A 26,161-nucleotide genomic window follows, 5' to 3' on the forward strand; every position below is an offset into this window, starting at 1 on the left:
GCGTCGCTCGGTTCGTCGCAAGCGCCGACCGACGCCGTGGAAAAGTCTCCCAGCGCCTCGAACACAAAAATCCGGACAGTCCCGGCTTTTTCGATTCCCACCTTCCGCCCATGTCCGCACCGCAACCCGTTCCCTCGCTCGACCCGGACAAGTTCGTCAGCTATCCCGACTCGCCCTTCCGCCTGTATCAGCCCTACCCGCCGGCGGGTGACCAGCCCACCGCGATTGCGCAATTGGCCGAGGGGCTGGGCGACGGTTTGAGCTACCAGACTCTGCTGGGCGTGACCGGCTCGGGCAAGACCTACACCATGGCCAATGTGATCGCCCGTATGGGGCGCCCGGCCATTGTGTTTGCGCCCAACAAAACGCTGGCCGCGCAGCTCTACAGCGAATTCCGCGAGTTTTTTCCAAAGAACGCGGTGGAATACTTCGTCAGCTATTACGACTATTACCAGCCCGAGGCCTATGTGCCGCAGCGCGACCTGTTCATCGAGAAAGACAGCGCGATCAACGAGCACATCGAGCAGATGCGCCTGTCGGCCACCAAAAGTCTGCTGGAACGGCGCGACGTGGTGATTGTGGCGAGCGTGAGCGCGATTTACGGCATCGGCAATCCGTCGGACTATCACGCCATGATTCTCACGGTGCGCACCGGCGACCGCATGGGCCAGCGCGACGTGATCGCACAACTGGTGCGCATGCAGTACCAGCGCAACGAGGTCGATTTCACCCGCGGCACCTTCCGTGTGCGCGGTGACCGCATCGACGTCTTTCCGGCCGAGCACGCCGAGCTGGCGGTGCGCATCGAACTGTTCGACGACGAGATCGAGTCGCTCTCCCTGTTCGACCCGCTCACCGGCGTGGTGCGGCAGAAGATTCCGCGCTTCACCATCTACCCCAGTTCGCATTACGTCACCCCGCGCGAGAAGGTGCTCGAGGCGGCGGAGGGCATCAAGCAGGAGCTGCGCGAGCGGGTGAAGGAACTCACCGGCATGGGCAAGCTGGTGGAGGCGCAGCGGCTGGAGCAGCGCACCCGCTTCGACCTGGAAATGCTCACCGAGATCGGCCATTGCAAGGGTATCGAGAACTATTCAAGGCATCTGTCGGGCGCGGCGCCGGGTGAGCCGCCGCCTACCTTGGTGGACTATCTGCCGCCAGACGCCATCATGTTTCTCGACGAAAGCCATGTGCTCATCGGCCAGTTCAACGGCATGTACAACGGTGACCGCGCGCGCAAGCAGACTCTGGTGGACTACGGCTTTCGGCTGCCTTCGGCGCTGGACAACCGGCCGCTCAAGTTTGCCGAATTCGAGCGCAAGATGCGGCAGACCGTGTTTGTCTCCGCCACCCCGGCGGACTATGAAAGCCAGCACGCGGATCAGGTGGTGGAGCAGGTGGTGCGGCCCACCGGGCTGGTGGACCCTCTCATCGAGGTGCGCCCGGCCAGCAGCCAGGTGGACGACGTGCTGGGCGAAATTCGCCTGCGGGTGAACAAAGGCGAGCGCGTGCTCATCACGACGCTCACCAAGCGCATGGCCGAGCAGCTCACCGACTATCTCGACGAAAACGGCGTGAAGGTGCGCTATCTGCACTCCGACATCGACACCGTGGAGCGGGTGGAAATACTGCGCGACCTGCGGCTGGGCGTGTTCGACGTGCTGGTGGGCATCAACCTGCTGCGCGAGGGACTGGACATTCCCGAGGTGTCGCTGGTGGCCATTCTCGATGCGGACAAGGAGGGCTTTTTGCGTTCCACCCGTTCGCTCATCCAAACCATCGGCCGCGCGGCGCGCAATGTGAACGGCATGGCCATTTTGTACGGCGACCGCATCACCGACTCCATGCGTCGCGCCATCGACGAAACCGAGCGCCGCCGCGCCAAGCAGATTGCGTTCAACACCGAGCATGGCATTACGCCCACCGCGCTCAACAAATCGGTGCGCGATCTGATCGATGGCGTGGTGCAGACGCCGGGCAAGGGCTTGCGCGCGGGCAGCGTGGAGCGTGAAATTGCGGAACTGCAGATCGACAACGCGCAGGACGTGGCGCGTGAGATCAAGCGTCTGGAAAAGCGCATGATCGAGCACGCCCGCAATCTCGAATTCGAGCAGGCCGCACGGGTGCGCGATCAGCTCGGGCTGCTGCGGCAGCGGGTGTTCGGCGGCGGCGACGACCACGACACCGACGCCCAGCAAAGCGCCTGAATCTGTTTTTGTTCCGCATCCCCATCACGATCTCAGGAGGCTGACCATGCAAACGCCATCGCATCCGACTTCGCCCACCCGCCGCCACACCCTGCGCTGGCTGGGCGCAGGGCTGGGCAGCACCGCGCTGGGCGCTTGCGGCGGCGGGGCGGTGCTGGTGTGGGGCGAAACCCCGGCCTCGGCGGCGTCCAGTCCGTTGCCGGGCGCTACGCAGCCCGCGGTCAAAGCGGCGGCGGTGATTGTGGCCAGCGGTCTGTCGCGGCCGTGGGCGCTGACCTTTCTGCCCGATGGCCGCATGCTGGTGACCGAGCGCATCGGCGCGCTGCGCATCGTCGGTCTGGACGGCAAGGCGGCAGCGCCGATTGCCGGTGTGCCCGCGGTGGATGCGCGCGGGCAGGGCGGCTTGCTCGACGTGGCGCTCGATCCCGCCTTTGCGGCGAATCGTCGCGTGTATTTGAGCTATGCCGAAGCGGGTACGGGAGCCGAGGCCGGGCGCAACGGCACCGCAGTGGCGCGCGGGCTGCTCTCAAACGACGGCACGCGGCTGAGCGACGTGCAGGTGATCTTCCGCCAGACGCCCAAAATCGACAGCACCGCGCATTTCGGCTCGCGGCTGGTGTTCGCGCCAGACGGCACGCTGTTTATCACCCTGGGCGACCGCTTCAGCCAGCGCGACGCGGCGCAGGATTTGTCCAACACTCTGGGCAAGGTGGTGCGCATTCACCCGGATGGCAGCGTGCCGAAAGACAACCCTTTCGTCGGCCGCGCCGGGGTGCGCGAAGAGATCTGGAGCTACGGCCACCGTAATGTGCAGGGCGCGGCGCTCCATCCGGTGACGGGCGAGTTGTGGACGAGCGAGCACGGCCCGCAGGGCGGTGACGAAGTCAACATCACCCGCGCTGGGCGCAACTACGGCTGGCCGAAAATTTCCTACGGCTGCGAATATGGCGCCCCGGTGGGCAACTGCCCGCCCGTGGGCGGCGCCACCAGCGCGCCCGGTATGGAGCAGCCGGTGACCTATTGGGTGCCCACATCCATCGCGCCCTGCGGCATGGCGTTCTACACCGCCAGCGTGTTCCCGCAATGGCGCGGCAATCTGTTCGTCGGCGCGCTGGCCGGGCAGGCGCTGTGGCGGCTGCAACTCGGCGGCAACAAGGTGGTGGCGCGCGAGGCGCTGCTGGCCGATCTGGGCGAGCGCATCCGCGACGTGCGGCAGGGGCCGGACGGCGCGATCTACCTGATTTCAGACGGCGCGTCGGCCAAGATTTACCGGCTGCAGCCGGTGTGAAAGCGCTGTTGTCTCTGGGCGACGCTGACTATTGATCCAGAATGAAGAAGCATGAAGGGTTCATGGGCAACGCCATGCAACGGCCTCTCCCCCTCCCAACCTCCCCCACGCCGTGGGGGGGGCGTGTTTACTCCCTCTCCATGTGTGGGGAGGGTCGGGGTGGGGCGCAGTCTCATACTTCAATGTGGCCGATCAATAAGTACCCGCACGGCCTCCGCCTTTTTTCGATCAAGCTGGCCGATGCGACGGACGAAACCCTGGAATTCGACCTCGGCAAGTGCCGCATCGCCTTCGACTTCAGCCGGATCTGGCCGAAGTGAGGGGCTGGCTGTAGCGCAGGATCAGCCCGCCTTCGGTGGCGTTGCGCAGCGCCACTTCGCCGCCCAGGCGCTGCGCGATCTGGCGGATGATGGACAGGCCCAGCCCGCTGCCTTCGCTTTGCGCGCCCGGCAGGCGTACGAAGGGGTCGAACACCCGCTGCAACTGCTCGGGCGCAATGCCGGGGCCGCTGTCCTGCACTTCGATGACCGCGTGGTCGCCCTCGGCCCGCACCCGCAGATCGATCCGTCCGCCTTCCGGGGTGTAGCGCAGCGCGTTGTCCACCGCGTTGCGCAGCAGGGTGTAGAGCTGGGCGGGATCGGTGTCGATCTCCACCTTCTCGGCGCGGTCGATGCCCAGGTCGATGCCGCGGCTCTCGGCCAGCGGCAGCAAATCGGTGATCACTTCGCGCATCACCCCGCTCGGGTCGAGCGTCTGCCGCAGCGTCGTCTGCTCGCCTTGTGAACGGGCGAGGCTGAGCAACTGTTCCACCACGGTGCGAGCGCGGCGCAGGCCATCTTGCAGCGCGCCGATGCGCTGCCGCGCCTGCGGTTCGAGCTGCAGCGGTTTGAGGTTGTCCACCTGCATGCTGAGCACGGCGATGGGGGTGCGCAGTTCGTGCGCGGCGTCGGCGACGAAGCGGCGCTGCTGTTCCATCGAGGCATTCAACCGTTGCAGCAGGCGGTTGATGGAGTGCACGAAGGGCAGGATTTCCTGCGGCACATCGGTTTGCGGCAGGGGCTGCAGATCGGCTTCGCTGCGCGCGTCCACGCCCTGCGCCATTTGCCGCAGCGGCCGCAGCGCCCGCTGCACCACCCAAGCAGACAGCAGGGCCAGCAGCGGGATAAGCGCCAGCAGTGGGAACAGGGTGCGCTGCGCGCTGTCGATGGCGGCGTCGGTGCGCACATCGGTGCGCTGCGCCACGGCGATGCGGCCTTTGTCGCCCTGCTGCACGAACACGCGCCAGGCATGGTCGCCGCTTTGCACCACATGCATGCCGTCGCTCAGGTCTTTGGAGAGCTGCAGGCCGTGCGCACCCACGGGCGCTCCGAGCTTCTGCACCACGATGCGAGCGTCTTTATCGACATCGGCCCCGGCGGGGTTGAGCGCGCTGTCGGGAAGATGGCCCCAGCGGTGCACCAGGCTGGCGATTTGGCGCAGTTGCGCGTCCTGCAGTTCGTTGGCTTCCTGATAGCCGAAAAAGTAGGACAGCGCCGCCGTGCCCAGACCGACGACAACCACGCTCACCGTCATCCACAGCCATAGCCGACGCAGCAGCGATTGCGCGCCCCAATGGCGCAGTGCGGCCAGGGGATTCATGGCGCCTTGTCCGTATCGCCGCGCGGCGCTAGCCAGCCCACCCCGCGCACGTTTTTGATCACTTCTGGAGCGAGTTTTTTGCGCAGGCTGTGGATGAGAAACTCCACCGCGTTGCTTTCCACCTCTTCGTTCCAGCCGTAGATGCGGTCTTCGAGTTCGCTGCGCGACAGAATGGCGCCGGGGCGCAGCAATAGCGCGTGGAGCAGGGCGTATTCGCGCGCGGTCAGACGCTGCGTCTGCCCCTGAAACCGCACCTCGCGGGAAACGGGGTCGAGTTCGAGCACACCGTTGGACAGCACCGGCTGCGCCTGCCCGCCCTGGCGCCGCGCCACCGCGCGGATGCGCGCCAGCAGCTCGGCGCTCTCGAAGGGTTTGACCAGATAGTCGTCTGCGCCCAGGTCGAGGCCGCGCACCCGGTCTTCAAGCGCGTCGCGCGCGGTGAGAATGAGGATGGGCAGGTTGCTGCCCGACTGCCGCAGCGCCTGCAGCACCGACAGACCGTCGCGCTTGGGCAGGCCGAGATCGAGCAGCATCAGCTCGTATTCGCCGCCTTGCGCCGCGCTCAGCGCCGACGCGCCGTCGAGTACCCAGTCCACCGCGTGGGTGGCGTCGCGCAGGGCTTCGCGCGTGGCGGCGCCCAGCATGTGATCGTCTTCAACCAGGAGAATGCGCATGGTTCACTCGGTAGGGGGAGAGACTGCAGACAGCGGCAGATTGTCGTCGGCCTCGGCGTCGTCCAGCCGGCCTCGCATCAGCTTGAACAGCACCGGCATGACCAGCAGCACCAGCGGCATCTGTACCGCCAGCCCTGCGATGATGGCCACGGCCAGCGGCTGTTGCATGGCAGAGCCTTGCCCCAGCGCGAGGGCCAGCGGCGCAAGCGTCAGCATGGCCGCCAGCGTGGTCATGGCGATCGGGCGCATGCGGTTCTGCCCGGCGGACACCAGTGCGGCATCCAGGCCCTGCTCAGGGTGCTCGTGCAGCAAGGACTGCACTTCGCTGAAGTAGAAAATCGCGACCTCGGTGACGATGCCCACGATCATGGTCATGCCCATCATGGCCGAGATGTTGAGCTCGATGCCTGCCGCCCACAGGCCAATGAACACCGCGGGCAGCGCGAGCAGCGGCATGGCCAGGATGCTGATCGCCACCTTGAAACGTTCATACAAAAAAAGCAGCAGCAAAAACACCAGCAGTACCGCCGCACCGAGCACGCTGATCAGGCCCTGAAACGCGATTTGCTGCTGCTTGTACAGCCCGCCGAGCTGGGCATAGACGCCGGGCGGAAAGTAGCCGGGTGCGTCGATGATTTTTTTTACATCGGCAATGGTCGAGCCTAGATCGCGCCCGCTGATGCGCGCGGTGACCGCGGCCATCGCCTTGAGGTTTTCGCGGTGGATTTCCGGCTGGCCGGTGAGCACCTTGAGGCTGGCGATGCGCCCCAGGGTGAAGACATGGCCGTCGGGTGCGCGCAGCGGCAGGCGGGCGATGTCGTCGGTCGTTTGACGCAGCGTCAGCGGCGTCCACAGCCGCACGCCGACCATCTTCGGACCTTGCTGGATTTGCGTCACCACGCTGCCGCCGATCAGGGTTTGCAACTGTTGCTGCACCTGCTGCGGATCGACGCCTTCGAGTGCCGCGCGGGTGGGGTCGATATGGATGTCGAGCGCGTCGCCCGCGGGCTTGATGCCGCTGCGCACATCGACGACGCCGGCAATCTTGCCGATGGCCGCCGCCGTATGGTGCGCAAGCTGGGCGAGCTGCTGCGGGTTGTCGTCGAAGATTTTGATCTCCACGGGCTGCGGCACGGCGGTGAGGTCGCCGATCAGGTCTTCCATCAACTGCGCCAGTTCGATTTTCACGCCGGGAACCTGGGTTTCGATGCGCTGGCGCACCTCCTCCATCACCACGTCGATGGACTTGCGGGGCGGGGGCTTCAACCGCACGAAAAAATCGCCTTCGTTGGCTTCGGTCACGCCGCCGCCGAGCTGCGCCCCGGTGCGGCGCGACCAGGTTTGCACCTCGGGCGTGGTGCGCAGAATCTGTTCCACTTGCGCGAGGATGCGGTCGGTCTCGGTCAGCGAGGTGCCGGGCGGGGTGCGGTAGTCGAGAATAAAACCGCCTTCGTCCATATGCGGCATGAAGCCGCTGCCCACTTGCCCGTAAGCCAGCCAGCCCGCGAGCAGCAGCGGCGCCAGTCCCAGCGCGGCCAGCCACGGGCGGCGCAGGCTGGCGCCCAGCACCCGCGCATAGCCGCGTTGCACGGCAGAGAGCCAGCGGCCGTTTTCACGCTGCGCTTCGCGCGCGATGTCCTTGGGCGAGAGCAGCTTGTCGGCCAGCAGCGGCACGGCCAGCCAGGCGACGAAAAAGGAGATGACCAGGGCGGCGGCCATGGTCAGCGACAGCGCCTTGAAAAAAGCGCCGGTGACGCCGGAGAGGAAGGCCAGCGGCAGGAAGATGACCACGGTGGACGCACTCGACCCGGCCAGCGGCCGCAAATACTCCATCGCCGCGTGCAGGATGCCGCTGTGCCGCGCTTGCGCTTCGCCGCGATGGCGCGCCTCACTCAACCGCCGCACGATGTGCTCGCTCATCACGATGGCGTCGTCGATCACCAGGCCCACAGCGGCCGCCATGCCGCCTAGGGTCATGATGTTGAAACTCATCCCCAGGGCGTAGAGCAGCACCACGGTGGCGGCCAGCACGGCGGGCACGGTGATCATGGCGATGAGGGTGATTTTCAGGCTGCGCAAAAACAGCAACAGCACCAGCCCGGCCAGCGCCACGCCGATCAGAATGGCGTCGCGCACGCTGGCGGCGCTGTCCACCACCAGGGTGCTCTGGTCGTACCAACTGGCCAGATGCGCGCCGGGCGGCAGCGGGGTTTTGGCGAGCAGTTCGCGCACATGGCGGGCGATCTGCACGGTGTTGCCGCCCGGCTGCTGGTAGATGTTGAGCAGCACGGCGTCCTGCCCATTCGCGGTGATGCGCACCCATTTGGGCACGGTGCTGCGCGAGATGCGCGCCACGTCTTTGAGGCGAATGACGCCGTCCGGCCCGGCCCGCAGCACGATGTCGCCGATCTGCGCGGCATCATGCAGGCGCGAGTCGGCCAGGGCGAGCAGGAGCTTGTAGCGGTCTTGCAGATGACCCACGGCCTGCACGCCGTTGGCGGCGCTGACGGCGTTGCTCACGTCCTGCAGCGCCAGCCCCAGCGCCTGCAGTTTCAGCGGGTCGAGGGTGACGTGATATTCCTCCTGCGCACCCCCCTGAATCTGCACCCGCGCCACCCCGCCGATGCTGGACAGCAGCGGCCGCAACTGGAACTCGGCCAGGTCGTAGAGCTGAGTCGGTGTATATGCCCCCACGCTCGCCGAGGCTCGCTGCCCCCCGAGGGGGCGCTCACCGCCTTGGGGCGGCCCTGCGGCGGTGAGTGCGTTCGAGGTCAGGCTGTAGGCGATGACCGGGTCGACCGTGGGGTCCATGCGCTTGCTCGACACCTGGGTGCCGGGCGGCAGTTGCGGCAGCATCTGCGTGACCGCTTCGTTGACCTGTACCGCGGCCAGCGCCATGGGCGTGCCCCAGTTGAAACTCACCGAAATATCGGCGGTGCCGCGGCTGGTGGTCGAGCGCACATCCACCACGCCGGGCACGCGGCGTACCGCCTGCTCCAGCGGCTGCGTGACTTGCAACATCATCTGGCTGGCGGGGCGGTCGCCCGCATCGGCGCTGACCACCACGCGCGGGAAGTCCACATTGGGAAACAGCCCCACCGGCAGCTTGAACGCGGCAAACACCCCGCCGACTGCCAGCAGCGCGAGCAGAAATAGGACGGAGCGTCGATGGCGTTGCAGCCAGACCGAGGCGCCGCTCATCGCTGAGCTCCCATCACGCGCAGCGCCATGCCGGGGCGAAGTTCATAGTTGCCGGAGACGACCAGCGGCATGGCCGGATTCAAAGCGCCCGTAATGCCGGTTTGTAGGCCGCTTTCGATGGCGATCTGCACGGGGATGCGTAGCGCCTTACCGTGGTCGTCCTGAAACACGAAGGCGCCGCGCTCGTCCTGCAGCACGGCGTCGCGCGGGACGACCCAGCCGCGCCAGCGGCCGAGCACCATGTCGGCCTGCACGCTGGCTCCAGCCGGAGGAAGACCGGCCTGAGCAGACAGGGCGATCTGCACGTCCAGGCGCTGGGTCTTGGGGTTGATGGCCGCTCCAACGCTGCGGATGGTGCCCTGCCAGTGCTGCGTCGGGTCGAACACCGAGCTCAGCCGCACGGCTTGGCCGGGCTGCAGGCGCGGCGCGTCTTCCGGAGGCACGCCGGCCAGCGCTTGCAGGCTGCCGCTGCGCCCGAGTTGCAGCAACGGGCTGCCTGTCGCGAGCAGATCACCCGGCGCGGCGCTTACCGCCAGCACGATGCCGTCTTGCGGCGCCAGCACCCGCGTTGCCGCCTGTCCCGCGCCTTGTTGCTGCAGGCTGTGCAGTTGCGCCTGCGCGTCGGTCAGCGCCTTGCGCGCCGCATCGACCTGCGCCTGCGTCGCGAGTTGTTGCGCCTTGAGCGCGGTCATGCGGCCCAACTCGCCCTGTGCAAACGAAACGGCGGTCTGCGCCTGGCTGTAGGCCAGCGCGGTGCTGGCATCGCTGTGCAGCGTGGCCAGCACCGCGCCCTTGCGCACGGCCTGGCCGACATGCACGGCCACGGTTTGCACCTGCATGGCATGCTGGAAGGTGATGGCCTGAGTCTGGCTGGCGGGCACCTGTACCACGGCGTAGGCGCGCAGGGTATGCAGCAGCTCGCCGCGTTGCAGCGGCGCGGTCTGTACCTGTGCGGAGATGGGGCTGTCTGCAGCGAACGCACTCGGCAGGCTGCCGAGGGTCAGGAAAAGCGAGGGCAGACTCAGCGCGGCAAGAAGGGCGAGGCGGGCACGAGTGGGCAGGGTCATAGCGGTGCGGCGTTGGATTTGGACGGGGTAACTAGGGCGGCGGTCTGACGGTAGGGGCCAAGACCGGTGAGCAGTTGCAAGGCCAGAATTTGCTCGGCGCGCTGTTGCGCGTTGGCCTGCAGCGCCAGACGCTGGTCGAGCAGGGCGGTGCGCTGGTTGATGAATTCCAGCAGGCTCATGCCGCCCTGCTGCAGCGCCTGCCGTGCGGCGGCATCGGCCGATTCCAGTGCGGGCAGGGCGTCCTGCAGAGTCTGACGCTGCTGCTGCAAGAGCGCGATGTCGGCCTGCGCCTGCCGTACATCGGCGTCAGCCTGATCGAGCCGGGCCTGATAGTCGGCCAGCAGTTGCGCGCGGGTCGCGCGCTGCGTGGCGATCACGCCCTGATTGCGGTTGAACAGCGGCAGGCTGATGCTCACGCCGAAGCCCACGGTGTTCACACCGGCGGTGTCGCGCGCGCGGGTGAAGCCCAGATTGAAGGCCGGAAACTGCCCGAGCACGGCTTGCCAGACCTTCTGCTCCTGCGCGGCATAGCCAGCCTGCAGCGCCATCAGATCGGGGCGGATGTGCGGCAGTTGCTTGAGCGCTGCGGCCACCTGCGCGGCAGTGGGCGCGGCTTGTTCAGAGGGCGCGGCCAGCGGCAGCGGTACATCGGCCTGCAGCCCGAGCAGGGCATGGAGCTGCGATTGCAGGCCGAGCTGCTGGCGTTCGATCTGCTGGATGGTTTGCGTCAGGGCTTGCAGCGGGACGAGCTGGGCGTCCACGTCGAGCCGGGTGACATTGCCTTGCGCCAGCGCGGCCTGGCTGCGCTGCAGGCGCTGCGTGAATAAGGCGCGTTCCTGCTCCAGCAGTTTCAGCCGCGCCGCGTTGCCGGTGATCTGGGTGTAGAGCAGGCGGGCTTGCGCCACGGTCTGCCATTCGGCCCACAGCACTTGCAGGTTGACCTGGGTTGCGGCGTGCTGTGCGGCGCTTTGCGCGGCGTGGTGGGTGATGAGCGCGGCAATGTCGTAAGACAGCCCGAGGTTGTACGCCGAAGTCGTTGCTCCGGCGCTGTTGCCGGGGAAGTCTTGCGACAGGCCGAGTTGCGGATCGGGCAGCAGCCCGGCGTCGAAGGCTTGCGCCCGCGCCACGCCCAACCGGGCCCGCTCGGCCTTGAGCTGCGGGTTGTTGAGCACGGCGAGGATGGCCAGCCCGGTGGCGTCCAGCGGCTTGGCGGTATCGAAGTTGTAGCGGGCCAGTGCGGGCAGCGCGATCTTGCTGCGCGCCACATCCAGGCTTTTCGCCGATGCGGCCAGATCGGCGGAAGTCGGCAGCGGCTCGGGGTGATAGCTGGCGCAACCGCCTAGAAGCAGAGCGGCGAGCAAAACGCTGCGGGATAAATGGGGAACCGTCATGGCAGTGGGCAGTGGGGTGACAATTTGCTTCATCGTAAAACCCAGCCTTGACGAATGGCCGGTGCGAACAGGTTGCGATAGAGGCCCGTGAGCAAGGGCATGGCGGGCTCCAGCAGACGATGCCGCGCCAGATGGACGACGAGCGCGGCCATCAATCCCACCAGCGCGGCGCCCGCCATGTCCAGCGGCCAATGCACGCCGAGATACACCCGCGCCCAGGCCACCGGCAGACCCAGCAGTGCCAGCAGCAGACCGGCCCGGCGCCATGTCGGCGTGAGGAGCAGGCTCGCCGCGACCGAAGCGATCACGGTGAGGTGATCGCTAGGAAAGCCGCTGTCGGGCGCATGCGCCAGCAGCGCAGGGCCGAGGCCGATGGCGAAGGGGCGCGGCTCGAACACCGCCAGCCCGATGAGTTGATTGATGCCCAGCGCCACGAGGGCCGCCACCGCCGCCTGCAGCAGCGGCGGGCGCAGCGCGTCCGGGTGGCGCAGCCAGCCCCAGATCAACAGCAGGGGCGCGGCGTAGATGGCGTATTCGGCAAAGAACAGCGCCACGTCGATGCTGGCTTGTGACGCCGTGCCGTGGGCGGCCCAATGGGTGTAGAGCCCCAGATTGAGGTCATTCCAGAAAGCGGGGAAATGCAGCATGGCGTGGCGGTGTTTTTGTGAGTTGGCAAAACAAAACCGCCTCCGCGACACCCGGAGGGCTTCCGGATGAAAGGAGGCGGTTGCAGCGATCAGTCCTGCTGATCGTGGTCGTCGTGATCGTTACGGTCTTGGGTCGAGGCGATGACCGTGCCTTGATCCGGGCTGATCTTCACGTCGAACACCTGCGCGCCTTTGACTACTTCCACGTCATACACCGCCTTGCCCGCGTGCTGCTCGACTTCGGCCTTGGAGGCCGTGCCGCCCACATGCTGCTCGGCTGCGGTGACGGCCTGGCTCAGGCTGATCTTGGCATTCGGGATGATGCGGGCGTCGTTGCCCCCGTCATTCGAGGCGAAAGCGCTGACCCCGGCTGCCGCCGAAGCGAGTGCGAGCGTGGCGATGAGGATGGATTGGCGAATTTTCATGATGAAGCTCCCTGAAGAAGTTGAACAAACGCCGACTTGGCGTGAGGAGAACTCTAGGGAGCGAGTCTTAGCGCACCCATAGCGCTGGACTTATGCTTTCGCCATGCAAACAGCGCCTGTCTCCTCGCCTTCGACCTCAGCGCCAAGACCCCGGCTCGGCTTGGCGCTGGGCGGCGGCGCCGCGCGCGGCATGGCGCACCTGGGTGTGCTGCGGGCCTTGGCCGATGCCGGCGTGCGCATCGATTTCATCGCCGGGTGCAGCATCGGCGCGCTGGTTGGTGCCATTGCCGCAGCGGGGCGCACCGACGGGCTGGAGGCCACGTTCAAGACCTTCGACTGGCGCAAGACCCTGTCGTTTTTCGACGTGGTGTTTCCTCGCTCGGGGCTGATCGACGGCGCCAAGGTCACCGAACTGGTGCGCGAGCATTTGCCGGCGACGCAGATCGAGGCGCTGTCGATCCCGTTTGCCGCGATTGCCACCGATCTGCACAGCGGCGCCGAGGTGGTGCTGCGCTCAGGCGATGTGATCGAGGCGGTGCGCGCCAGCATTGCCGTGCCGGGCGTGTTCACCCCGGTGCGCGTGCATGGGCGGGTGTTGGTGGACGGGGGCTTGAGCAACCCGGTGCCGGTCAGCGTGGTGCGTGCCATGGGGGCGGACCAGGTGATTGCGGTCGATCTCAATCATGGCGTGGTGGACGGTCGGCTCAAGCGACGGCTGCGGCCCAAACCCCGGCGCGGTGAAACTCCGGTGGAAGAACCGGCAGGCCGCTGGGTGGCCGACTATCGGCGGGGGATGGCCGATCTCAAGAGGATCAGTTCGAGCGCTGGGCCGACCGCGAGGAGCCGCTGCCCAATATGTTCGAGGTCTTGCTGGCTTCGGTGAATGTGATGGAAATGCACATCACCGAAAGCCGTCTGCGCATCGAGCCGCCCGACTTGCTCATTCGGCCGCCGCTGGGCGACATCCGCTTTCTCGAATTCGGCCGCGCCGAAGAATCGATCGAAATCGGCTACGACGCGGCGATGCAGGCGCTGCGCGGCTGGAACCCGTAACTGCCCTCAGCCGGTATTGCGCAGCCCCGCGGCGATGCCGTTGATGCTCAGGTGAATGCCGCGCTTGGTGCGCTCGTCGGTCTGCCCTTCGCGGAAGCGGTGCAGGAGTTCGATCTGCAGGTGGTTCAGCGGGTCGATATACGGAAAGCGGGCGCGGATCGAACGCTTGAGCGTGGGGTTGTCGGCCAGGCGCTCGGTGTTGCCGGTGATGGCGGTGAGCATATCGGTGGTGAGCTGCCATTCGCGCTGCAGCGCCTTGAGCACCTTCTGGCGCGTCTTGGGGTCGGCCACCAGTTCGGCATAACGCTGCGCCACGCGCAGATCGGTCTTGGCCAGCACCATGTCGATGTTCGACAGCAGGGTGGCGAAGAAGGGCCACTGCTTGGCCATGCGCTGCAGCAGCTTGAGGCCGTCGGGATTGGCGTCGAGGAAGGCCTGCACCCCGCTGCCGAAGCCATACCAGCCGGGCAGCGCCACGCGGCACTGGCCCCACGAAAAGCCCCAGGGAATGGCGCGCAGGTCGGCAATGGCGCGGGTGGCCTTGCGCGAGGACGGACGGCTGCCGATATTGAGCTCGGCGATCTCGGAAATGGGGGTGGCGCTATAGAAGTAATCGGTGAATTCCGGGGTTTCGTACACTAGCTTGCGGTAGGCCGCCATGGAGGCTTCGGACAGGGCGGCAGCCGCGTCGAGAAAGCGCGCCGGGGGCTTGCTCGCGGTCTTGGTTTGCGGCAGCAGCGTGGCCTGCAGCGTGGCGGCCACCAGGGTTTCGAGGTTGCGCAGACCGATTTCGGGATTGCCGTATTTGCTGGTGATGACCTCGCCCTGTTCGGTCAGGCGGATCTGGCCATTCACCGTGCCCGGCGGCTGGGCGAGGATGGCGTCGAAGCTCGGTCCGCCGCCGCGTCCCACCGTGCCGCCACGACCGTGGAACAGCCGCAGGGTGATGCCATGCTCAGCCTTGAGCTGTTCGAACTGCTCGGCCAGCGCGACCTCGGCGCAGTACAGCTCCCAGTTGGAGGTGAAGAAGCCGCCGTCCTTGTTGCTGTCGGAATAGCCCAGCATGATCTCCTGCTCGCCGCCGGAGCGCTGCACCAGCCCCGCGATGCCGGGCAGGGCATAGAAGTCGCGCATGATGGCCGGGGCGTTGCGCAGGTCTTCGATGGTCTCGAACAGCGGCGCCACCAGCAGCTCGGCGTAGCTGTCGTGGCTGCCCAGTGTGCCGTGGAACAGCCCGGCTTCCTTTTGCAGCAACAGCAGTTCAAGCAGATCGCTGACGGTCTCGGAGTGCGAGATGATGTATTGCCGGATGGCGCGCGGGCCGAAGTCGCGCCGGGCGCTGTAGGCGCGGTCGAACACGGCCAGTTCGCTGCGCGCCCAGTCGGAATAGACGTGGTGCGGCAGACGCAGCGGACGCGGGTCGTTGAGGCAGCGGATGAGCAGCGCCTGCTTGGCGGCTTCATCCTGATGGCTGTAATCGGGGCACAGACCAGCGGCAGCGAGCAGTTCGCGCAGCACGACTTCGTGCTGATCCGAGCTTTGCCGCAGGTCGATGGTGGCCAAGCGAAAGCCGAACACCCCGGCGGCGCGGATCAGCGGGTCGAGCCGCGTCTGCGCCAGCGGCCCGGCATGATGCCGGTGCAGCGAGTCGTGGATGATGCGCAGATCGGCGATGAACTCGTCGGCATTGGCATAAGGCTCGGCGCTGCCCACTTCGGGCAGCAGGGCCTGCACCCCGGCGAGCTTGCGCAGGTTGGCGGCTAGGCGCGCGTACATGCCGATGAGCGCACGCCGGTAGGGCTCGTCGCTGCGGTGTTCCGACAGATCGGGCGACTGTTCGGCCAGGGCCATCAGTTCCGGGCTGGCGCTGGCCAGCAGCGCCGAGATCGACAGCTCGCCGCCGATGGCGTGCACTTCGGCCATGTAAAACTCGATGGCGGTGCGCGACTGCATGCGCAAGGCGTAGCTCAGGGTGTCGGCGGTGACGAAGGGGTTGCCGTCGCGGTCGCCGCCGATCCAGTGGCCCATGCGGAAAAAGGCCGGCAGATCGGTCTTGGCAAGGTCTTGCCCGCCTGCGGGAAAGAGCGCCTCGATGTCGCGCTCCAGGTTGCGATACAGGCGCGGGAATTGCGAAAAAAACGTGGCGCCATAAAACGACAGCGCGTTCTTGATTTCGTCCGACACTTTCAGCTTGACGTAGCGCAGCAGCCGCGTCTGCCAGAGCTGCACCACGCGGGCGCGCATGGCGTCTTCGATGTCGGCGCGCTTTTGCGGCAGACGGGTCGCGTCGCGTTCGACCAGCAGTCGCGCCAGCGCCCGTTCGGCGTCGAGCACGCTCTTGCGCTGTACCTCGGTGGGGTGGGCGGTGAGCACCGGGGAAATGAGCGCCTGGTCGAAAAACTGCAGGAGTTGTTGCCGATCCACGCCGGAGTCCTTGAGCGTCTCCAGGGCGGCGCGCACGCTGTCGCGCTGCGGCGGGGCGCCACGCTCGGCATCCTGCTCGGCGCGGCGCAGCACATGGTGATCTTCGGCGATATTGGCCAGAATGGAAAAGTAGCTGAAGGCGCGTATCACGCTGACCGCCTGGTCGCGGCTGAGGCTGCTGAGCAGCTTGTCGAGGGCGCGGCGGTCTTTGGCGTCGCCGTCGCGGTGAAACTTCACCGAGAGCTGGCGCACGGTTTCGACGATGTCGAACATCTCCTGCCCCTCCTGCTCACGGATCAGGTCGCCCAGCAGACGCCCGAGCAGGCGGATGTCGTCGAACAGAGGTGCGTCGGGATCGGAGGCGTTGCGTGCGGCTGAGGGGCGTGTCGACATGGCGAAGAGGGGTTGAATGGGCACGAAATTGGGGCGCAGTGATGCTATCAGCGCCCAGACAAAACGAAGCAAGATGCGCGCTCGCACCGACTCCGGAATTGCGCTGCCGCAGGCCGATCGAACTGCAATGCCCCGATCTGTGGCCTTCCATGCGCCGAATTCAGCCACGGCGCGAACCGGCTCTTTAGAATCATTCGATGACTTCCACTTTCACTCCCCCCCCGTCCCTCGTCATTGCCACCCGCGAAAGCCGTCTGGCGCTTTGGCAGGCCGAGCATGTGCGCGATCTGCTCAAGGGGCTGTATCCGCAGTGCGATGTGCGGATTTTCGGCATGACCACGCAGGGCGACCAGATTCTCGACAAATCGCTGGCCAAGATCGGCGGCAAGGGGCTGTTCGTCAAGGAACTCGAAGTGGCCATGGAGCAAGGGCACGCCGACCTCGCCGTGCATTCGCTCAAGGATGTGCCCATGGTGCTGCCGACCGGATTTGCGCTCACCGCGGTGATGGAGCGTGAAGACCCGCGAGACGCCTGGGTCAGCCCGCATTACGCCAATCTGGCCGATCTGCCCGCGGGCGCGGTGGTCGGCACCTCCAGTTTGCGGCGCGAATCGCAACTGCGCGCGCGCTATCCGCATCTGAAAGTGCAGGCGCTGCGCGGCAACCTCGACACCCGGCTGCGCAAGCTCGACGAAGGGCAGTATGCCGGCATCCTGCTGGCGGCAGCGGGGCTCAAGCGGCTGGGCTTGGGCGAGCGGGTGCGCACCGTCATCGAACCTGAAAACATGCTCCCGGCCGTCGGGCAGGCGGCGCTGGGCATCGAAATCCGCGCCGACCGGCCCGATCTGGCGCAGGCGCTGGCTGCGCTCAACCATCCGCCCACGGCCTTGTGCACCCATGCGGAGCGCGCGGTGTCGCGGGGGCTGGGCGGTAGTTGCACCACGCCGATGGGCGCCTATGCCACATTGGAGGGCGAGGCAATGCATCTGCGCGCGGTGTTGGGGCTGCCCGATGGCAGCCAGGCGCTGCACGCGCAGCAGCGTGGGCGCGTCACCGATCTGGCACAGGCCGAGGCGCTGGGGCAGCAGGTGGCGCGGCAGTTGCGCGAACAGGGCGCCGACGCGCTGCTGGCGCAACTCGGTTCGCATTGAGTTTTCCCGGTTGATGGCTCCAGGCAAAGCGGGGTAACGATGCTCAACACCACGCTGATCTCCACCCGGGCGTCCTCGCAGTCTGGAGGGGCGCATGAGATTTTGGCCGCGGCCGGCGTGCAGATGCTCGACTTTCCGCTGCAACACATCGGCCCGCCGGGCGATCTGCCCCGTTTTCACGCTGCCTTGGCCGCTTTGCCACAGACCGATCTGGCCATCCCCGTCAGCCCTACGGCGGTGGCTGCGGTGTTCGCGGCATTGCGCCAGCCCTGGCCCGCGCGCTGCGCCATCGGCGTCGTCGGCGAGGGCAGCTTGCGCGCGGTGCGCCGGGCTTTGACCGCGCAGCCTGACGACGCGCCGTGGCCGCGGCTCATCGCGCCGGGCGCGGCACCCCCAGGGCCGGGCTTAGCCCAGCCCGCCCCCCGGGGGGGTCAAGAAAACTTGGGGCGGCCCGGCGTTTTCTTGAGAGCGCCCCAGGGCCGGGCTTCGCCCAGCCCGCCCCCCGAGGGGGTCAAGGAAACTTGGGGGCGGCCCTGCGTTTCCTTGAGAGGCGATGAGCCGGGCGGCGAGGGCGACTCCGAGGCCTTGTGGAACGCGCTGCAACTCGCTTTCGCCCCGGGGCCGGTGGCGTCTTTTCCGTGGGCCGGGCGCCATGCGCTGATCTTTCGGGGCGGGCCGGGCCGCGACCTGCTGCAACGCAAGCTCGAAGCGGCGGGTGCCAAGGTCAAAGTCATCGAGGCCTACAGTCGGCTGGCGCCCGAATACAACGCGCAGACCGCGGCGTTGCTGCAGTCTGCGCTGGGTAGTGGCGGCTGGTGGCTGTTTTCCTCGACTGAGGCCGTGCATAACCTGCAGCGCTTGCTCGAAGCGGCCGGGCTGGACGCCGCCGTGCTGCACCCGCAGCGAGCGCTGGCCATCCACCCGCGCATCGCCAGCGCCTTAAGCGAAGCAGGCTTCGGGCGGGTGGAACTGACCCGCGCGCCGCTTGAAGAAGTGCTGTCCACTTTGCATCGTCTGGCCGCAGCCCCGAGCCTGACTCCTAGAATGCCCGCATGACTGAGCCCAGCACCCTTCCCGAGGCAGAGCCTTCTCCGGCGCAAGCGCCTGCGGCTGCGCAGCTTGCTGCTTCGGCTGCAGCTTCTCCTGAGCCTGCGGCCATGCCACCATCGGCGGAACTGTCCCAACCAGCGCCTGTCGGCCTGCCGGGCGCCCGCTGGGTCTGGCCGGTTCTCGTTGCCCTCGTCGTCGCTCTGGTGGCGATGGCTTGGTGGCTGAACAACCGCCTGTATGCCACCCAGGCGGAAATCGCGCAGCGCCTGCAAACCGCAACGACCGATGCCATCGAGGCCAAGACGCTGACCAAACAGGCCAGCGATTCGGTGCGCGATCTCACGACGCGGCTCGCGGTGCTCGAATCGCGCCAGCAAGACTTCGCGGCGCAGCGTCAGGCGCTGGAGACGTTGTATGCAGACTTTGCCAAGACCCGCGATCAGGCCCGCCTGTCCGAAACCGGTCAGCTCATCGCCCTGGCGCAGCAGCAGGCCCAGCTGATCGGCAATGTGCAGCCGCTCATCGCCACCCTGCAAAGCGCCGATGCGCGACTGGCGCGCTCGCCCAATCCCAAGGCGCAAATCCTGCGCCGCGCGGTGCAGTCCGACCTGACGCGGCTGCGCAGCGCCGTCACGCCCGACATCGCCGCAGCCGCGCACAAACTCAACGATCTGGCCGCGCTGGTGGATAGTTTGCGGCTGGTTTCGGCGGCGGGACCGGCCCACGGCGCCAGCGCACCGGGCACCCCGCCCGTGGCCCCGGCGTCGGCCGCAGGCCCGCGCTGGGCGCCGTGGCTGGGCGATTGGTTCGAGCGCTTTCGCGCCTCGCTGGTGCAGTTGTTCGGCATCACCCGCGTGGGCTCGCGCGACGCTTTGCTGGCTTCGCCGCAGCAGGGCGAATTCCTGCGCGAGAACCTCAAACTGCGCATCCTCAATGCCCGTCTCGATCTGCTTTCGCGCAATGCGGTGGCGTATCGCAGCGATATGCGAGGCATCGATGAAGCGCTGAAAACCTATTTCGACAAGCGCCAGCCGCGCATGGTGCAGGCGCTGTCGCTCGCCCGTCAGGCCGCCCAGCTCGACCTCTCGGCCAATCCCGCAGCCAATCTGGAGTCGCTGGCCGTGCTCTCCACGCTGGATAGCGGAGCACCCTGATGCGCTGGCTCATCTGGGTGCTGATTCTGGCCGCGGCCGCTGTGCTGCTGGCCCTGGGCACGACCCTCAATACCGGCAACGTCGCCGTGCTGCTGCCCCCCTGGCGGGTGGACGTGTCGCTCAACTTCGCGGTCTTGTTGCTGCTGCTGGCTTTCGTGGTGTTCTACCTGGTGCTGCGCGGTCTGTCACTGCTGCTGGGCATGCCGCAGGCGGCGGCAGAGTTCCGGGCGCGGCGGCGGATGCGACTGGCCGCGCAGGCCTTGCACAACGGCATGTTCGATTATTTCGGCGGCCGCTTTCGCAGGGCCGAGCGCGCGGCGCAGCGCGCGGCCGAGTTCACCGATTTCGCTCCCGCCGCGCTGATGACCGCGGCGCAGTCAGCGCAGCAACTCCAGGCCTACGACCGGCGCGACGCCTATCTGGAACAACTGCCGCAACCCGCCCGCGATGCCGGTGCGCTGCTGAAGGCGCAGTGGCAACTCGACGCCAAGCAGCCGCGCGAGGCGCTGGCCCAACTGCGCTCGCTGCCCGCCGGGGTGCAGCGGCGCACCCACGCGCTACGCATCGAGCTGCAGGCCGCGCGCAAGGTGGGCGATCACGCTGCCGTGCTGCGGCTGGCGCGCACCCTGCTCAAACATGGCGCACTGCATCCCGCAGCCGCGCAGGCCATGCTGCATACCGCAGCCACCGGGCTGTTGCGACAGGCAGGCGACGACCCGCAGGCCCTGCGCACGACCTGGCACCGGCTGACCGCGCAGGAGCGCACCGACCCCACCCTCGTGATTGCGGCCGCCCGAGGCTTCGCCGCGGCCGGTGAAGTCGGCGAAGCGCGGCAACTGCTGATCGACGCGCTCAACCGCCCGCAGGCCGAGCCGGGTCTGTTCATGCCCAGCCTGCGCGCCATGCTGACGGGCATCGACGCCGGTTTTGTCGCCCAGACCGAGCAGTGGCTGGGCCGCTGGCCGCAAGAGGCGCAGGCGTATTTCACCGCGGGCGCGGCCTGTGCCGAAATGCAGCTCTGGGGCAAGGCGCAGCAGCATCTGCAAAAGGCCATCCAGTCTTGCAGTGATGACGAAAGGCGTTTGCGCGGGCAGATTCATGCCGCGCTGGCGCAACTGCTCGAAGGCATCGAGCGTGAAGACCAGGCACAGCGCCATTGGCGCGAGGCGGCGATGGATCTCTGCGCCCTCGATCTGCCGGGCAAGGCCAACGAGCGGATCTGAAGCGGCCCAAGCTGCCCGCCGCTGATTTCCGCTGACACTTTCAGGAGACTTCCATGCCCTACCTCACCATCGACCAGGTGATCGGCAACACCCCGCTGGTGCAGTTGCAGCGCATCCCCGGCGCCGACAATGCGCGGCGCGGCAACGTGATCCTGGGCAAGCTCGAAGGCAACAACCCGGCCGGATCGGTGAAAGACCGGGCCGCGATTTCCATGATTCGCCACGCGCAGGAGCGCGGCGCCATCAAACCCGGCGACACGTTGATCGAGGCCACCTCGGGCAATACCGGCATCGCCCTGGCGATGGCCGCCGCCATTCTGGGCTATCGCATGGTGCTCATCATGCCCGAAGACCTCAGCATCGAGCGCGCCCAGACCATGAAAGCCTTCGGCGCCGAGTTGCTGCTCACCCCCAAGAGCGGCGGCATGGAATATGCGCGCGATCTGGCCGAGCAGATGCAGCGCGATGGCAAGGGTCTGATGCTCGATCAGTTCGCCAATGCCGATAATCCGCGGGCGCATTTCGAGACCACCGGCCCCGAGATCTGGCGCGACACAAAAGGGCGCATCACCCACTTCGTCAGCGCCATGGGCACGACCGGCACCATCACCGGGGTGTCGCACTTTCTCAAGGAGCAGAACCCGGCGGTGCAGATCATCGGCGCGCAGCCGGAGGAAGGTTCGCGCATCCCCGGCATCCGTAAATGGCCGCAGGAATACCTGCCCAAAATCTACGAACCGCAGCGGGTGGACCGGCTGGAATATGTCAGCCAGGCCGCGGCAGAGAACATGGCGCGCAAGCTCGCCCGCGAGGAGGGGCTGTTCTGCGGCATCAGCGCGGCTGGCGCCTGCGAAGTGGCGCTGCGCATTGCCCGCGAAGTGGAAAACGCCACCATCGTGTTCATCGTCTGTGATCGCGGCGACCGCTATCTGAGCACCGGGGTGTTTCCGGCTTGACGATTAGAGACAGACCCTAGTTTTGCGCTGCGGTGGCGCTGGCCGACGGCGCCGGAGTCTGTGCGATGCCCTGATCGGCCACGCTGTAGGCCCCGGGTGCGAAGACATGGCTGTAGCCCATGTAAAAGCCGACGGACAAGCAGACAATGAGCAGAATTCCAAGTCCGGTCAGGTAGATTTTGGTTCCCATGATGCGTCAGAAAGAAGAGAGGTCTGGCGGGTCCATGCGGACATTCGCACAGACTGATTTTGTTTTGAACATTAGCCAGCCAATCGCCGCAGGCAAGCCGGGTTCACCAAACGTCACAAGCCATACGTCCTGACAGGGCGGCGTACCTTTCGTAAGCCTCTCACGCCCTCTTATGCCATCTTCTCTCACGCCCCCTTCGCAGAACGCTTCGCTCCATCAGGGCATCACCCTGGCGCTCGCCGCCGCCCTGTTGTTCGGCGCGAGCACGCCGCTGGCCAAGTTGCTGCTGGCCGACGCCAGCCCGTGGTTGCTGGCGGCCTTGCTGTATCTGGGCTCGGGGATCGGCCTGGCCGCCTGGCGGGCACTGCGTGCCGTGCGCAGTGGCGAAGCGGCTACGTCTCATTTGCAAGCCGGTGAGTGGCCCTGGCTGGCCGCCGCGATATGCAGCGGCGGTGTGGGCGCGCCGGTGCTGCTGATGTTCGGCCTCTCGCGCATGCCGGCCGCCGGCGCCTCGCTACTGCTCAATCTGGAGAGCGTGCTGACGGCCTTGCTGGCCTGGTTTGTGTTCCGCGAAAACTTCGATCGCCGCATCGCCTTGGGCATGGGGGCCATTGTTCTGGGCAGTGTGGTGCTGAACTGGCCCGGCCAGGGGGTGAGGCTGGACTGGAGCAGTCTGTGGCCGGGGCTGGCGGTGATCGGCGCCTGCCTGGGCTGGGCGCTCGACAACAATTTCACGCGCAAAGTCGCCTTGGCCGATGCCAGTTTTGTCGCCATGAGCAAGGGGCTCATCGCCGGGGCGGTCAACCTGCTTCTGGCGCTGCTGGTCGGCGCGCAATGGCCGACTTGGCCTATCGTGCTGGCGGCAGGCGCGCTCGGCTTTGCCAGCTACGGCGTCAGCCTGGTGCTGTTCGTGCTGGCGCTGCGGCATCTGGGTACGGCGCGCACGGGCGCGTATTTCGCCGTGGCGCCGTTTTTCGGCGCCGCGCTGGCCGTGCTCTTGCTCGGCGAAGCCCTCACCCTGGGGCTGGTGCTGGCGGGTGGGCTGATGGCGCTGGGCGTCTGGCTGCACGTCAGCGAACGCCATGCGCATGCGCACGACCATGAGGCGATGCACCATAGTCACCGTCATGTCCACGGCGGCCCGAAAGACGACGGCCATCACGATCATGTGCACGAGCCGCCGGTGCCGGTGGGCACGCAGCACAGCCACCCGCATGACCATGCGCCGCTGCGGCATACGCACGCGCACTTTCCCGACGCGCACCATCGACATCGTCACGGGTGATGCTCCTGCGGCGCGATTGCTTCGTGCTTTGATTAATCGCTAAACTCATCCTCTTTTGCTGCGCAGCGAGGTCGCACGGCAAAGCGCGCGTCAGGTCATCCCGGGCCTGCGCAACGCAACTCTCCGGGATGTCTTGGCTGGGCGATACATCATGGCGTTTGCGGAGCAAGGCGTCCTGCCTTCCCTGGAGATTCTGTTTGAGCACATGGCCGATGCGGTGTATCTGCTCGACCCGGTGACGTCCAACATCCTCTGGTGCAACCGCGCGGCCTATGCCGATCTCGGGCTGCAAACCAGCGAAGTGCTGCATCACTCGGTGCTCAGCCTGCAGAAGGACGTGCAGGGATTGCCGCAGTGGGCCGACATCGCCCAGGTCATCCGCACGGCCGACTGCTACACCTTCGTCGGGCGCCATCGTCACCAGGACGGGGGCGAAATTCCGGTCGAGGTCAACACCACGCACTTTAACCATCAGGGGCGCGACTACTTTCTGTCCGTCGCCCGCAATATCAGCAAGCGGCTGAGCCTGGATGAGGCAAGCAGCACGCGCGACGAGCGCCTGCGTTTTGCTCTCGAACAGGCCATGGACGGGCTGTGGGACTGGAACCTGCTCACCGACGCGGTCTATTTCAGCCCGCAGCTCAAGCGCATGCTGGGATACGGCCCGGATGAAATGACGCCGCATGTCGAGACCTGGAAACACAACGTCCATCCCGACGACCGCGATCAGGTCATGTCCTTGATCGATCAGCATTTGCGCGGACGGCTGATGCGCTTCGAGGCGGAATACCGTTTGCGCAACCGCAACGGTCACGACATCTGGGTGCATGATCGCGGGCAGGTCTGCGAGCGCGACGCCCAGGGCCGTCCGACCCGTATGGTCGGCATGGTGCAGAACATCACCGACCGCAAGCTGCTGGAGTTGCGGCTGGAAAAAATGGCCAGCATCGACGATCTCACCCAGATTCCCAATCGCCGCGCGGGCATGGCGGCGCTGGCCCAGCAGATTGCCTTGAGCGAGCGCAGCGGCGGCGCGCTGAGCGTCGGCGTGCTCGACATCGACGCCTTCAAATCGGTCAACGACCGCTTCGGCCATGCCGTGGGAGATGAAGTGCTCCATCAGGTGGCCAGGCTGCTGCGCCAGACCTTGCGCCCAGGCGATTTGGTGTACCGCTCCGGTGGCGAAGAGTTCGTGCTGGTCTTGCCCGCAGCCGGGCGCGAGACCGCTGACGCGATCGCTGCCGATATTCACGCGGCCTTCGAGGCCAAAGACTGGGAAGGGGATCTCGGCGTACCCGGCGTGACCGTCAGCATCGGGCTGGCGAGCTATCCACAGGATCAGCCGCTGTTGCACAAGCTGCTCGACCAGGCCGATCTGGCGCTGTATCGGGCCAAGGAAAGCGGTCGCAATCGCACCTGCCGCGCAGGTGATCTGCTCGCCGCCCCAGCGCCTTCGGCCTCGATGATCGACTGATTCTTATGCGGACGGCGATCACCCGCCCAGCAACAGCTTGAGAGCCAGCGCGGCCATCGTCAAGCCGATCAGCACGTCGAGCACCTTCCAGGTGAAAGGGCGCGCAAACACCGGCCGCAACAGCCGCGCGCCATAACCCAGGGCGAAAAAGAATACGAACGAGGCCGAGGCCGCACCCGCGCCGAACGCCGCCGTACGCCCGGGAAACTGGGTGGACACCGAGCCGAGCAAGACCACGGTGTCGAGATAGACATGCGGGTTCAGAAAAGTGAACGCCAGCACGGTGGCCAGCGTCTTGCCGAGCGGGCTGGCGCCGCCACCGGCCGGCGCCAGCACCGCCGCCGAGCGCAGGGCCGCCCGGAAACTGCGCGCCCCATACCAGAGCAGGAACGCGGCTCCCGCGTAACGGCTGAGCGTGGTCAGCCAGGGCGCCCGCGCCACCAGCACATGAAACCCGGACACGCCGATGCCGATGAGCAGCGCATCGGACAGCGCGCACACCATCACTACCCAGAAGATGTGTTCCCCCTTCAGCCCCTGTTTGAGGACGAAGGCGTTCTGCGCGCCGATGGCGACGATGAGCGACAGACCGAGGGCGAAACCGGAGAGGTAGGCGTGCATAGAAAAATCAGGGGGAGGGCGCAGGATGAAGGCGCGCATTTTGCTTGCAAGCGGCGAAGGAGACTCGTAATAGGCTGCGCTGTTCTTCGGCCTGTCGCAGCAGTCTCTGAAGGAAACGCCGGGCCGCCTCTGCGGGCTCTGCGTAGACTCAGATTCGGCTTTCAATCCCCCGCGGGGCAGGCATTCCGGAGAAATTGATCAGCACAATTCATTGGATAGGCGGGGGATAGACGGAGAAAAGGCGGGGTCGGCAAATCGCCGATGGCCCGTTTGCTGGTCCAGTATGACATCGACCACGAACTGCCTTTTGACGTGTTCGTCCCCGCCACGCGCTGGCCGGATTTGGCCGTCGCTGCGGTCGGGGCCGCGCGCGCAATCAGCGGGGGGCGTAGGTGATGCGTCTTGCGCGGGCGGAATTGCGCCTCGCTGCCGCACCAGCCCGCAGCCCCCGATCTACGGCGCTGGCCGACACCTCCGATCTGCGCGGCTGATGTCGGCGCGTCTCGTGGTTCAAGCTTGCGGGGAGTCGAGCAGAAACAACGGCTCCATGTCTGCGGGCATCTGCGCCAGTTCAGCATCGGTAAGCCGGGCATAGACCTCCAGCAGATAGCCGCTGGGGTCGCGCAGCCACAGTTCGTGCAGCGGCGTGCCG

22 protein-coding genes are annotated in these 26,161 nt (G+C 66.7%); 12 read left to right on the top strand and 10 right to left on the bottom strand.

Annotation, left to right across the window (positions count from 1 at the left end; all coding sequences use genetic code 11):
• Positions 1-110 precede the first annotated feature (110 nt).
• The 3 genes from uvrB (at position 111) to ABT24_RS13980 (ending at position 3,812) form a co-directional block, all read left to right on the top strand.
• The gene (gene uvrB / locus ABT24_RS13970; RefSeq protein WP_013106226.1) at positions 111-2,204 is read left to right on the top strand and encodes an excinuclease ABC subunit UvrB; all 2,094 of its coding nucleotides are present in this window, start codon (positions 111-113) and stop codon (positions 2,202-2,204) included.
• A 46-nt stretch (positions 2,205-2,250) separates the two neighbouring features.
• On the top strand, positions 2,251-3,492 hold the full coding sequence (locus ABT24_RS13975) for a PQQ-dependent sugar dehydrogenase (protein WP_276731494.1): 1,242 nt from the start codon (positions 2,251-2,253) through the stop codon (positions 3,490-3,492).
• A 182-nt stretch (positions 3,493-3,674) separates the two neighbouring features.
• A complete protein-coding gene (locus ABT24_RS13980; protein WP_286738085.1) occupies positions 3,675-3,812 on the top strand; it encodes a hypothetical protein in 138 nt (45 codons plus the stop codon).
• On the opposite strand, the gene ABT24_RS13985 is transcribed toward ABT24_RS13980, so the two are convergent.
• From ABT24_RS13985 to ABT24_RS14015, 7 genes are all read right to left on the bottom strand, one after another.
• Positions 3,790-5,130, bottom strand: coding sequence for a sensor histidine kinase (locus tag ABT24_RS13985; RefSeq protein ID WP_276731490.1), 1,341 nt, complete (start codon positions 5,128-5,130; stop codon positions 3,790-3,792). The genes ABT24_RS13980 and ABT24_RS13985 overlap by 23 nt on opposite strands.
• On the bottom strand, positions 5,127-5,804 hold the full coding sequence (locus ABT24_RS13990) for a response regulator transcription factor (protein WP_156052970.1): 678 nt from the start codon (positions 5,802-5,804) through the stop codon (positions 5,127-5,129). The genes ABT24_RS13985 and ABT24_RS13990 overlap by 4 nt, the downstream gene beginning before the upstream one ends.
• A gap of 3 nt (positions 5,805-5,807) precedes the next feature.
• Positions 5,808-9,005: an efflux RND transporter permease subunit gene (locus ABT24_RS13995; RefSeq protein ID WP_276731488.1), complete on the bottom strand. Its 3,198-nt coding sequence runs from the start codon at positions 9,003-9,005 to the stop codon at positions 5,808-5,810.
• Complete coding sequence (locus tag ABT24_RS14000; protein ID WP_286738091.1) at positions 9,002-10,072, bottom strand: efflux RND transporter periplasmic adaptor subunit; 1,071 nt, start codon at positions 10,070-10,072, stop codon at positions 9,002-9,004. The genes ABT24_RS13995 and ABT24_RS14000 overlap by 4 nt, the downstream gene beginning before the upstream one ends.
• Positions 10,069-11,463, bottom strand: a complete 1,395-nt coding sequence (locus tag ABT24_RS14005) for a TolC family protein (protein WP_276731483.1) — start codon at positions 11,461-11,463, stop codon at positions 10,069-10,071. The genes ABT24_RS14000 and ABT24_RS14005 overlap by 4 nt, the downstream gene beginning before the upstream one ends.
• Positions 11,464-11,492: 29 nt before the next feature.
• Positions 11,493-12,110, bottom strand: a complete 618-nt coding sequence (locus tag ABT24_RS14010) for a phosphatase PAP2 family protein (RefSeq protein WP_276731481.1) — start codon at positions 12,108-12,110, stop codon at positions 11,493-11,495.
• An 89-nt stretch (positions 12,111-12,199) separates the two neighbouring features.
• Positions 12,200-12,535 (bottom strand): PepSY domain-containing protein, encoded by a 336-nt coding sequence (locus ABT24_RS14015; RefSeq protein ID WP_013106218.1) that lies wholly within the window; start codon positions 12,533-12,535, stop codon positions 12,200-12,202.
• Positions 12,536-12,638: 103 nt separating this feature from the next.
• Between ABT24_RS14015 and ABT24_RS14020 the strand changes: the two genes are divergently transcribed.
• The gene (locus ABT24_RS14020) at positions 12,639-13,418 is read left to right on the top strand and encodes a patatin-like phospholipase family protein (RefSeq protein ID WP_286738096.1); all 780 of its coding nucleotides are present in this window, start codon (positions 12,639-12,641) and stop codon (positions 13,416-13,418) included.
• Entirely contained in the window at positions 13,391-13,588 is a 198-nt protein-coding gene (locus ABT24_RS14025; RefSeq protein WP_286738098.1) for a patatin-like phospholipase family protein, read from the top strand. Before ABT24_RS14020 ends, ABT24_RS14025 begins: the two co-directional genes overlap by 28 nt.
• A gap of 6 nt (positions 13,589-13,594) precedes the next feature.
• Here the strand turns inward: ABT24_RS14025 and ppc are convergent, their stop codons facing one another.
• Complete coding sequence (ppc, locus tag ABT24_RS14030; RefSeq protein ID WP_276731475.1) at positions 13,595-16,405, bottom strand: phosphoenolpyruvate carboxylase; 2,811 nt, start codon at positions 16,403-16,405, stop codon at positions 13,595-13,597.
• Positions 16,406-16,602: 197 nt separating this feature from the next.
• On the opposite strand from ppc, the gene hemC reads away from it, so the two are divergent.
• The 5 genes from hemC to cysM are packed head-to-tail and all read left to right on the top strand — an operon-like array spanning position 16,603 to position 21,939.
• The gene (gene hemC, locus ABT24_RS14035; protein WP_276731474.1) at positions 16,603-17,556 is read left to right on the top strand and encodes a hydroxymethylbilane synthase; all 954 of its coding nucleotides are present in this window, start codon (positions 16,603-16,605) and stop codon (positions 17,554-17,556) included.
• Positions 17,557-17,595: 39 nt separating this feature from the next.
• Positions 17,596-18,612 carry a uroporphyrinogen-III synthase gene (locus tag ABT24_RS14040; protein WP_276731472.1) on the top strand — a complete coding sequence of 339 codons (1,017 nt, stop codon included), beginning with the start codon at positions 17,596-17,598 and terminating at the stop codon, positions 18,610-18,612.
• Positions 18,609-19,760, top strand: a complete 1,152-nt coding sequence (locus tag ABT24_RS14045; RefSeq protein ID WP_276731469.1) for a uroporphyrinogen-III C-methyltransferase — start codon at positions 18,609-18,611, stop codon at positions 19,758-19,760. The genes ABT24_RS14040 and ABT24_RS14045 overlap by 4 nt, the downstream gene beginning before the upstream one ends.
• A complete protein-coding gene (locus tag ABT24_RS14050; RefSeq protein ID WP_276731466.1) occupies positions 19,760-20,983 on the top strand; it encodes a heme biosynthesis protein HemY in 1,224 nt (407 codons plus the stop codon). The genes ABT24_RS14045 and ABT24_RS14050 overlap by 1 nt, the downstream gene beginning before the upstream one ends.
• A gap of 53 nt (positions 20,984-21,036) precedes the next feature.
• Positions 21,037-21,939: a cysteine synthase CysM gene (gene cysM / locus ABT24_RS14055; RefSeq protein WP_276731463.1), complete on the top strand. Its 903-nt coding sequence runs from the start codon at positions 21,037-21,039 to the stop codon at positions 21,937-21,939.
• A 16-nt stretch (positions 21,940-21,955) separates the two neighbouring features.
• Here the strand turns inward: cysM and ABT24_RS14060 are convergent, their stop codons facing one another.
• Positions 21,956-22,129 carry a hypothetical protein gene (locus ABT24_RS14060; protein WP_276731461.1) on the bottom strand — a complete coding sequence of 58 codons (174 nt, stop codon included), beginning with the start codon at positions 22,127-22,129 and terminating at the stop codon, positions 21,956-21,958.
• 172 nt (positions 22,130-22,301) lie between these two features.
• Between ABT24_RS14060 and ABT24_RS14065 the strand changes: the two genes are divergently transcribed.
• Positions 22,302-23,414 carry a DMT family transporter gene (locus ABT24_RS14065; RefSeq protein WP_276731460.1) on the top strand — a complete coding sequence of 371 codons (1,113 nt, stop codon included), beginning with the start codon at positions 22,302-22,304 and terminating at the stop codon, positions 23,412-23,414.
• Positions 23,415-23,565: 151 nt separating this feature from the next.
• Positions 23,566-24,888 (top strand): sensor domain-containing diguanylate cyclase, encoded by a 1,323-nt coding sequence (locus tag ABT24_RS14070; RefSeq protein WP_276731458.1) that lies wholly within the window; start codon positions 23,566-23,568, stop codon positions 24,886-24,888.
• 18 nt (positions 24,889-24,906) lie between these two features.
• Here ABT24_RS14070 and ABT24_RS14075 read toward each other — a convergent pair whose 3' ends face one another.
• Positions 24,907-25,509, bottom strand: a complete 603-nt coding sequence (locus tag ABT24_RS14075; RefSeq protein WP_041608654.1) for a LysE/ArgO family amino acid transporter — start codon at positions 25,507-25,509, stop codon at positions 24,907-24,909.
• Positions 25,510-26,161 lie beyond the last annotated feature (652 nt).

It is taken from the genome of Thiomonas sp. SCN 64-16, from assembly GCF_001725585.1.
GTDB classification, from domain to species: domain Bacteria; phylum Pseudomonadota; class Gammaproteobacteria; order Burkholderiales; family Burkholderiaceae_C; genus Thiomonas; species Thiomonas arsenitoxydans.

Coding starts and splice junctions, on each gene's coding strand:
- uvrB (WP_013106226.1), top strand. CDS start 111: ATGTCCGCACCGCAACCCGTTCCCTCGCTCGACCCGGACAAGTTCGTC.
- ABT24_RS13975 (WP_276731494.1), top strand. CDS start 2,251: ATGCAAACGCCATCGCATCCGACTTCGCCCACCCGCCGCCACACCCTG.
- ABT24_RS13980 (WP_286738085.1), top strand. CDS start 3,675: ATGTGGCCGATCAATAAGTACCCGCACGGCCTCCGCCTTTTTTCGATC.
- ABT24_RS13985 (WP_276731490.1), bottom strand. CDS start 5,130: ATGAATCCCCTGGCCGCACTGCGCCATTGGGGCGCGCAATCGCTGCTG.
- ABT24_RS13990 (WP_156052970.1), bottom strand. CDS start 5,804: ATGCGCATTCTCCTGGTTGAAGACGATCACATGCTGGGCGCCGCCACG.
- ABT24_RS13995 (WP_276731488.1), bottom strand. CDS start 9,005: ATGAGCGGCGCCTCGGTCTGGCTGCAACGCCATCGACGCTCCGTCCTA.
- ABT24_RS14000 (WP_286738091.1), bottom strand. CDS start 10,072: ATGACCCTGCCCACTCGTGCCCGCCTCGCCCTTCTTGCCGCGCTGAGT.
- ABT24_RS14005 (WP_276731483.1), bottom strand. CDS start 11,463: ATGACGGTTCCCCATTTATCCCGCAGCGTTTTGCTCGCCGCTCTGCTT.
- ABT24_RS14010 (WP_276731481.1), bottom strand. CDS start 12,110: ATGCTGCATTTCCCCGCTTTCTGGAATGACCTCAATCTGGGGCTCTAC.
- ABT24_RS14015 (WP_013106218.1), bottom strand. CDS start 12,535: ATGAAAATTCGCCAATCCATCCTCATCGCCACGCTCGCACTCGCTTCG.
- ABT24_RS14020 (WP_286738096.1), top strand. CDS start 12,639: ATGCAAACAGCGCCTGTCTCCTCGCCTTCGACCTCAGCGCCAAGACCC.
- ABT24_RS14025 (WP_286738098.1), top strand. CDS start 13,391: ATGTTCGAGGTCTTGCTGGCTTCGGTGAATGTGATGGAAATGCACATC.
- ppc (WP_276731475.1), bottom strand. CDS start 16,405: ATGTCGACACGCCCCTCAGCCGCACGCAACGCCTCCGATCCCGACGCA.
- hemC (WP_276731474.1), top strand. CDS start 16,603: ATGACTTCCACTTTCACTCCCCCCCCGTCCCTCGTCATTGCCACCCGC.
- ABT24_RS14040 (WP_276731472.1), top strand. CDS start 17,596: ATGCTCAACACCACGCTGATCTCCACCCGGGCGTCCTCGCAGTCTGGA.
- ABT24_RS14045 (WP_276731469.1), top strand. CDS start 18,609: ATGACTGAGCCCAGCACCCTTCCCGAGGCAGAGCCTTCTCCGGCGCAA.
- ABT24_RS14050 (WP_276731466.1), top strand. CDS start 19,760: ATGCGCTGGCTCATCTGGGTGCTGATTCTGGCCGCGGCCGCTGTGCTG.
- cysM (WP_276731463.1), top strand. CDS start 21,037: ATGCCCTACCTCACCATCGACCAGGTGATCGGCAACACCCCGCTGGTG.
- ABT24_RS14060 (WP_276731461.1), bottom strand. CDS start 22,129: ATGGGAACCAAAATCTACCTGACCGGACTTGGAATTCTGCTCATTGTC.
- ABT24_RS14065 (WP_276731460.1), top strand. CDS start 22,302: ATGCCATCTTCTCTCACGCCCCCTTCGCAGAACGCTTCGCTCCATCAG.
- ABT24_RS14070 (WP_276731458.1), top strand. CDS start 23,566: ATGGCGTTTGCGGAGCAAGGCGTCCTGCCTTCCCTGGAGATTCTGTTT.
- ABT24_RS14075 (WP_041608654.1), bottom strand. CDS start 25,509: ATGCACGCCTACCTCTCCGGTTTCGCCCTCGGTCTGTCGCTCATCGTC.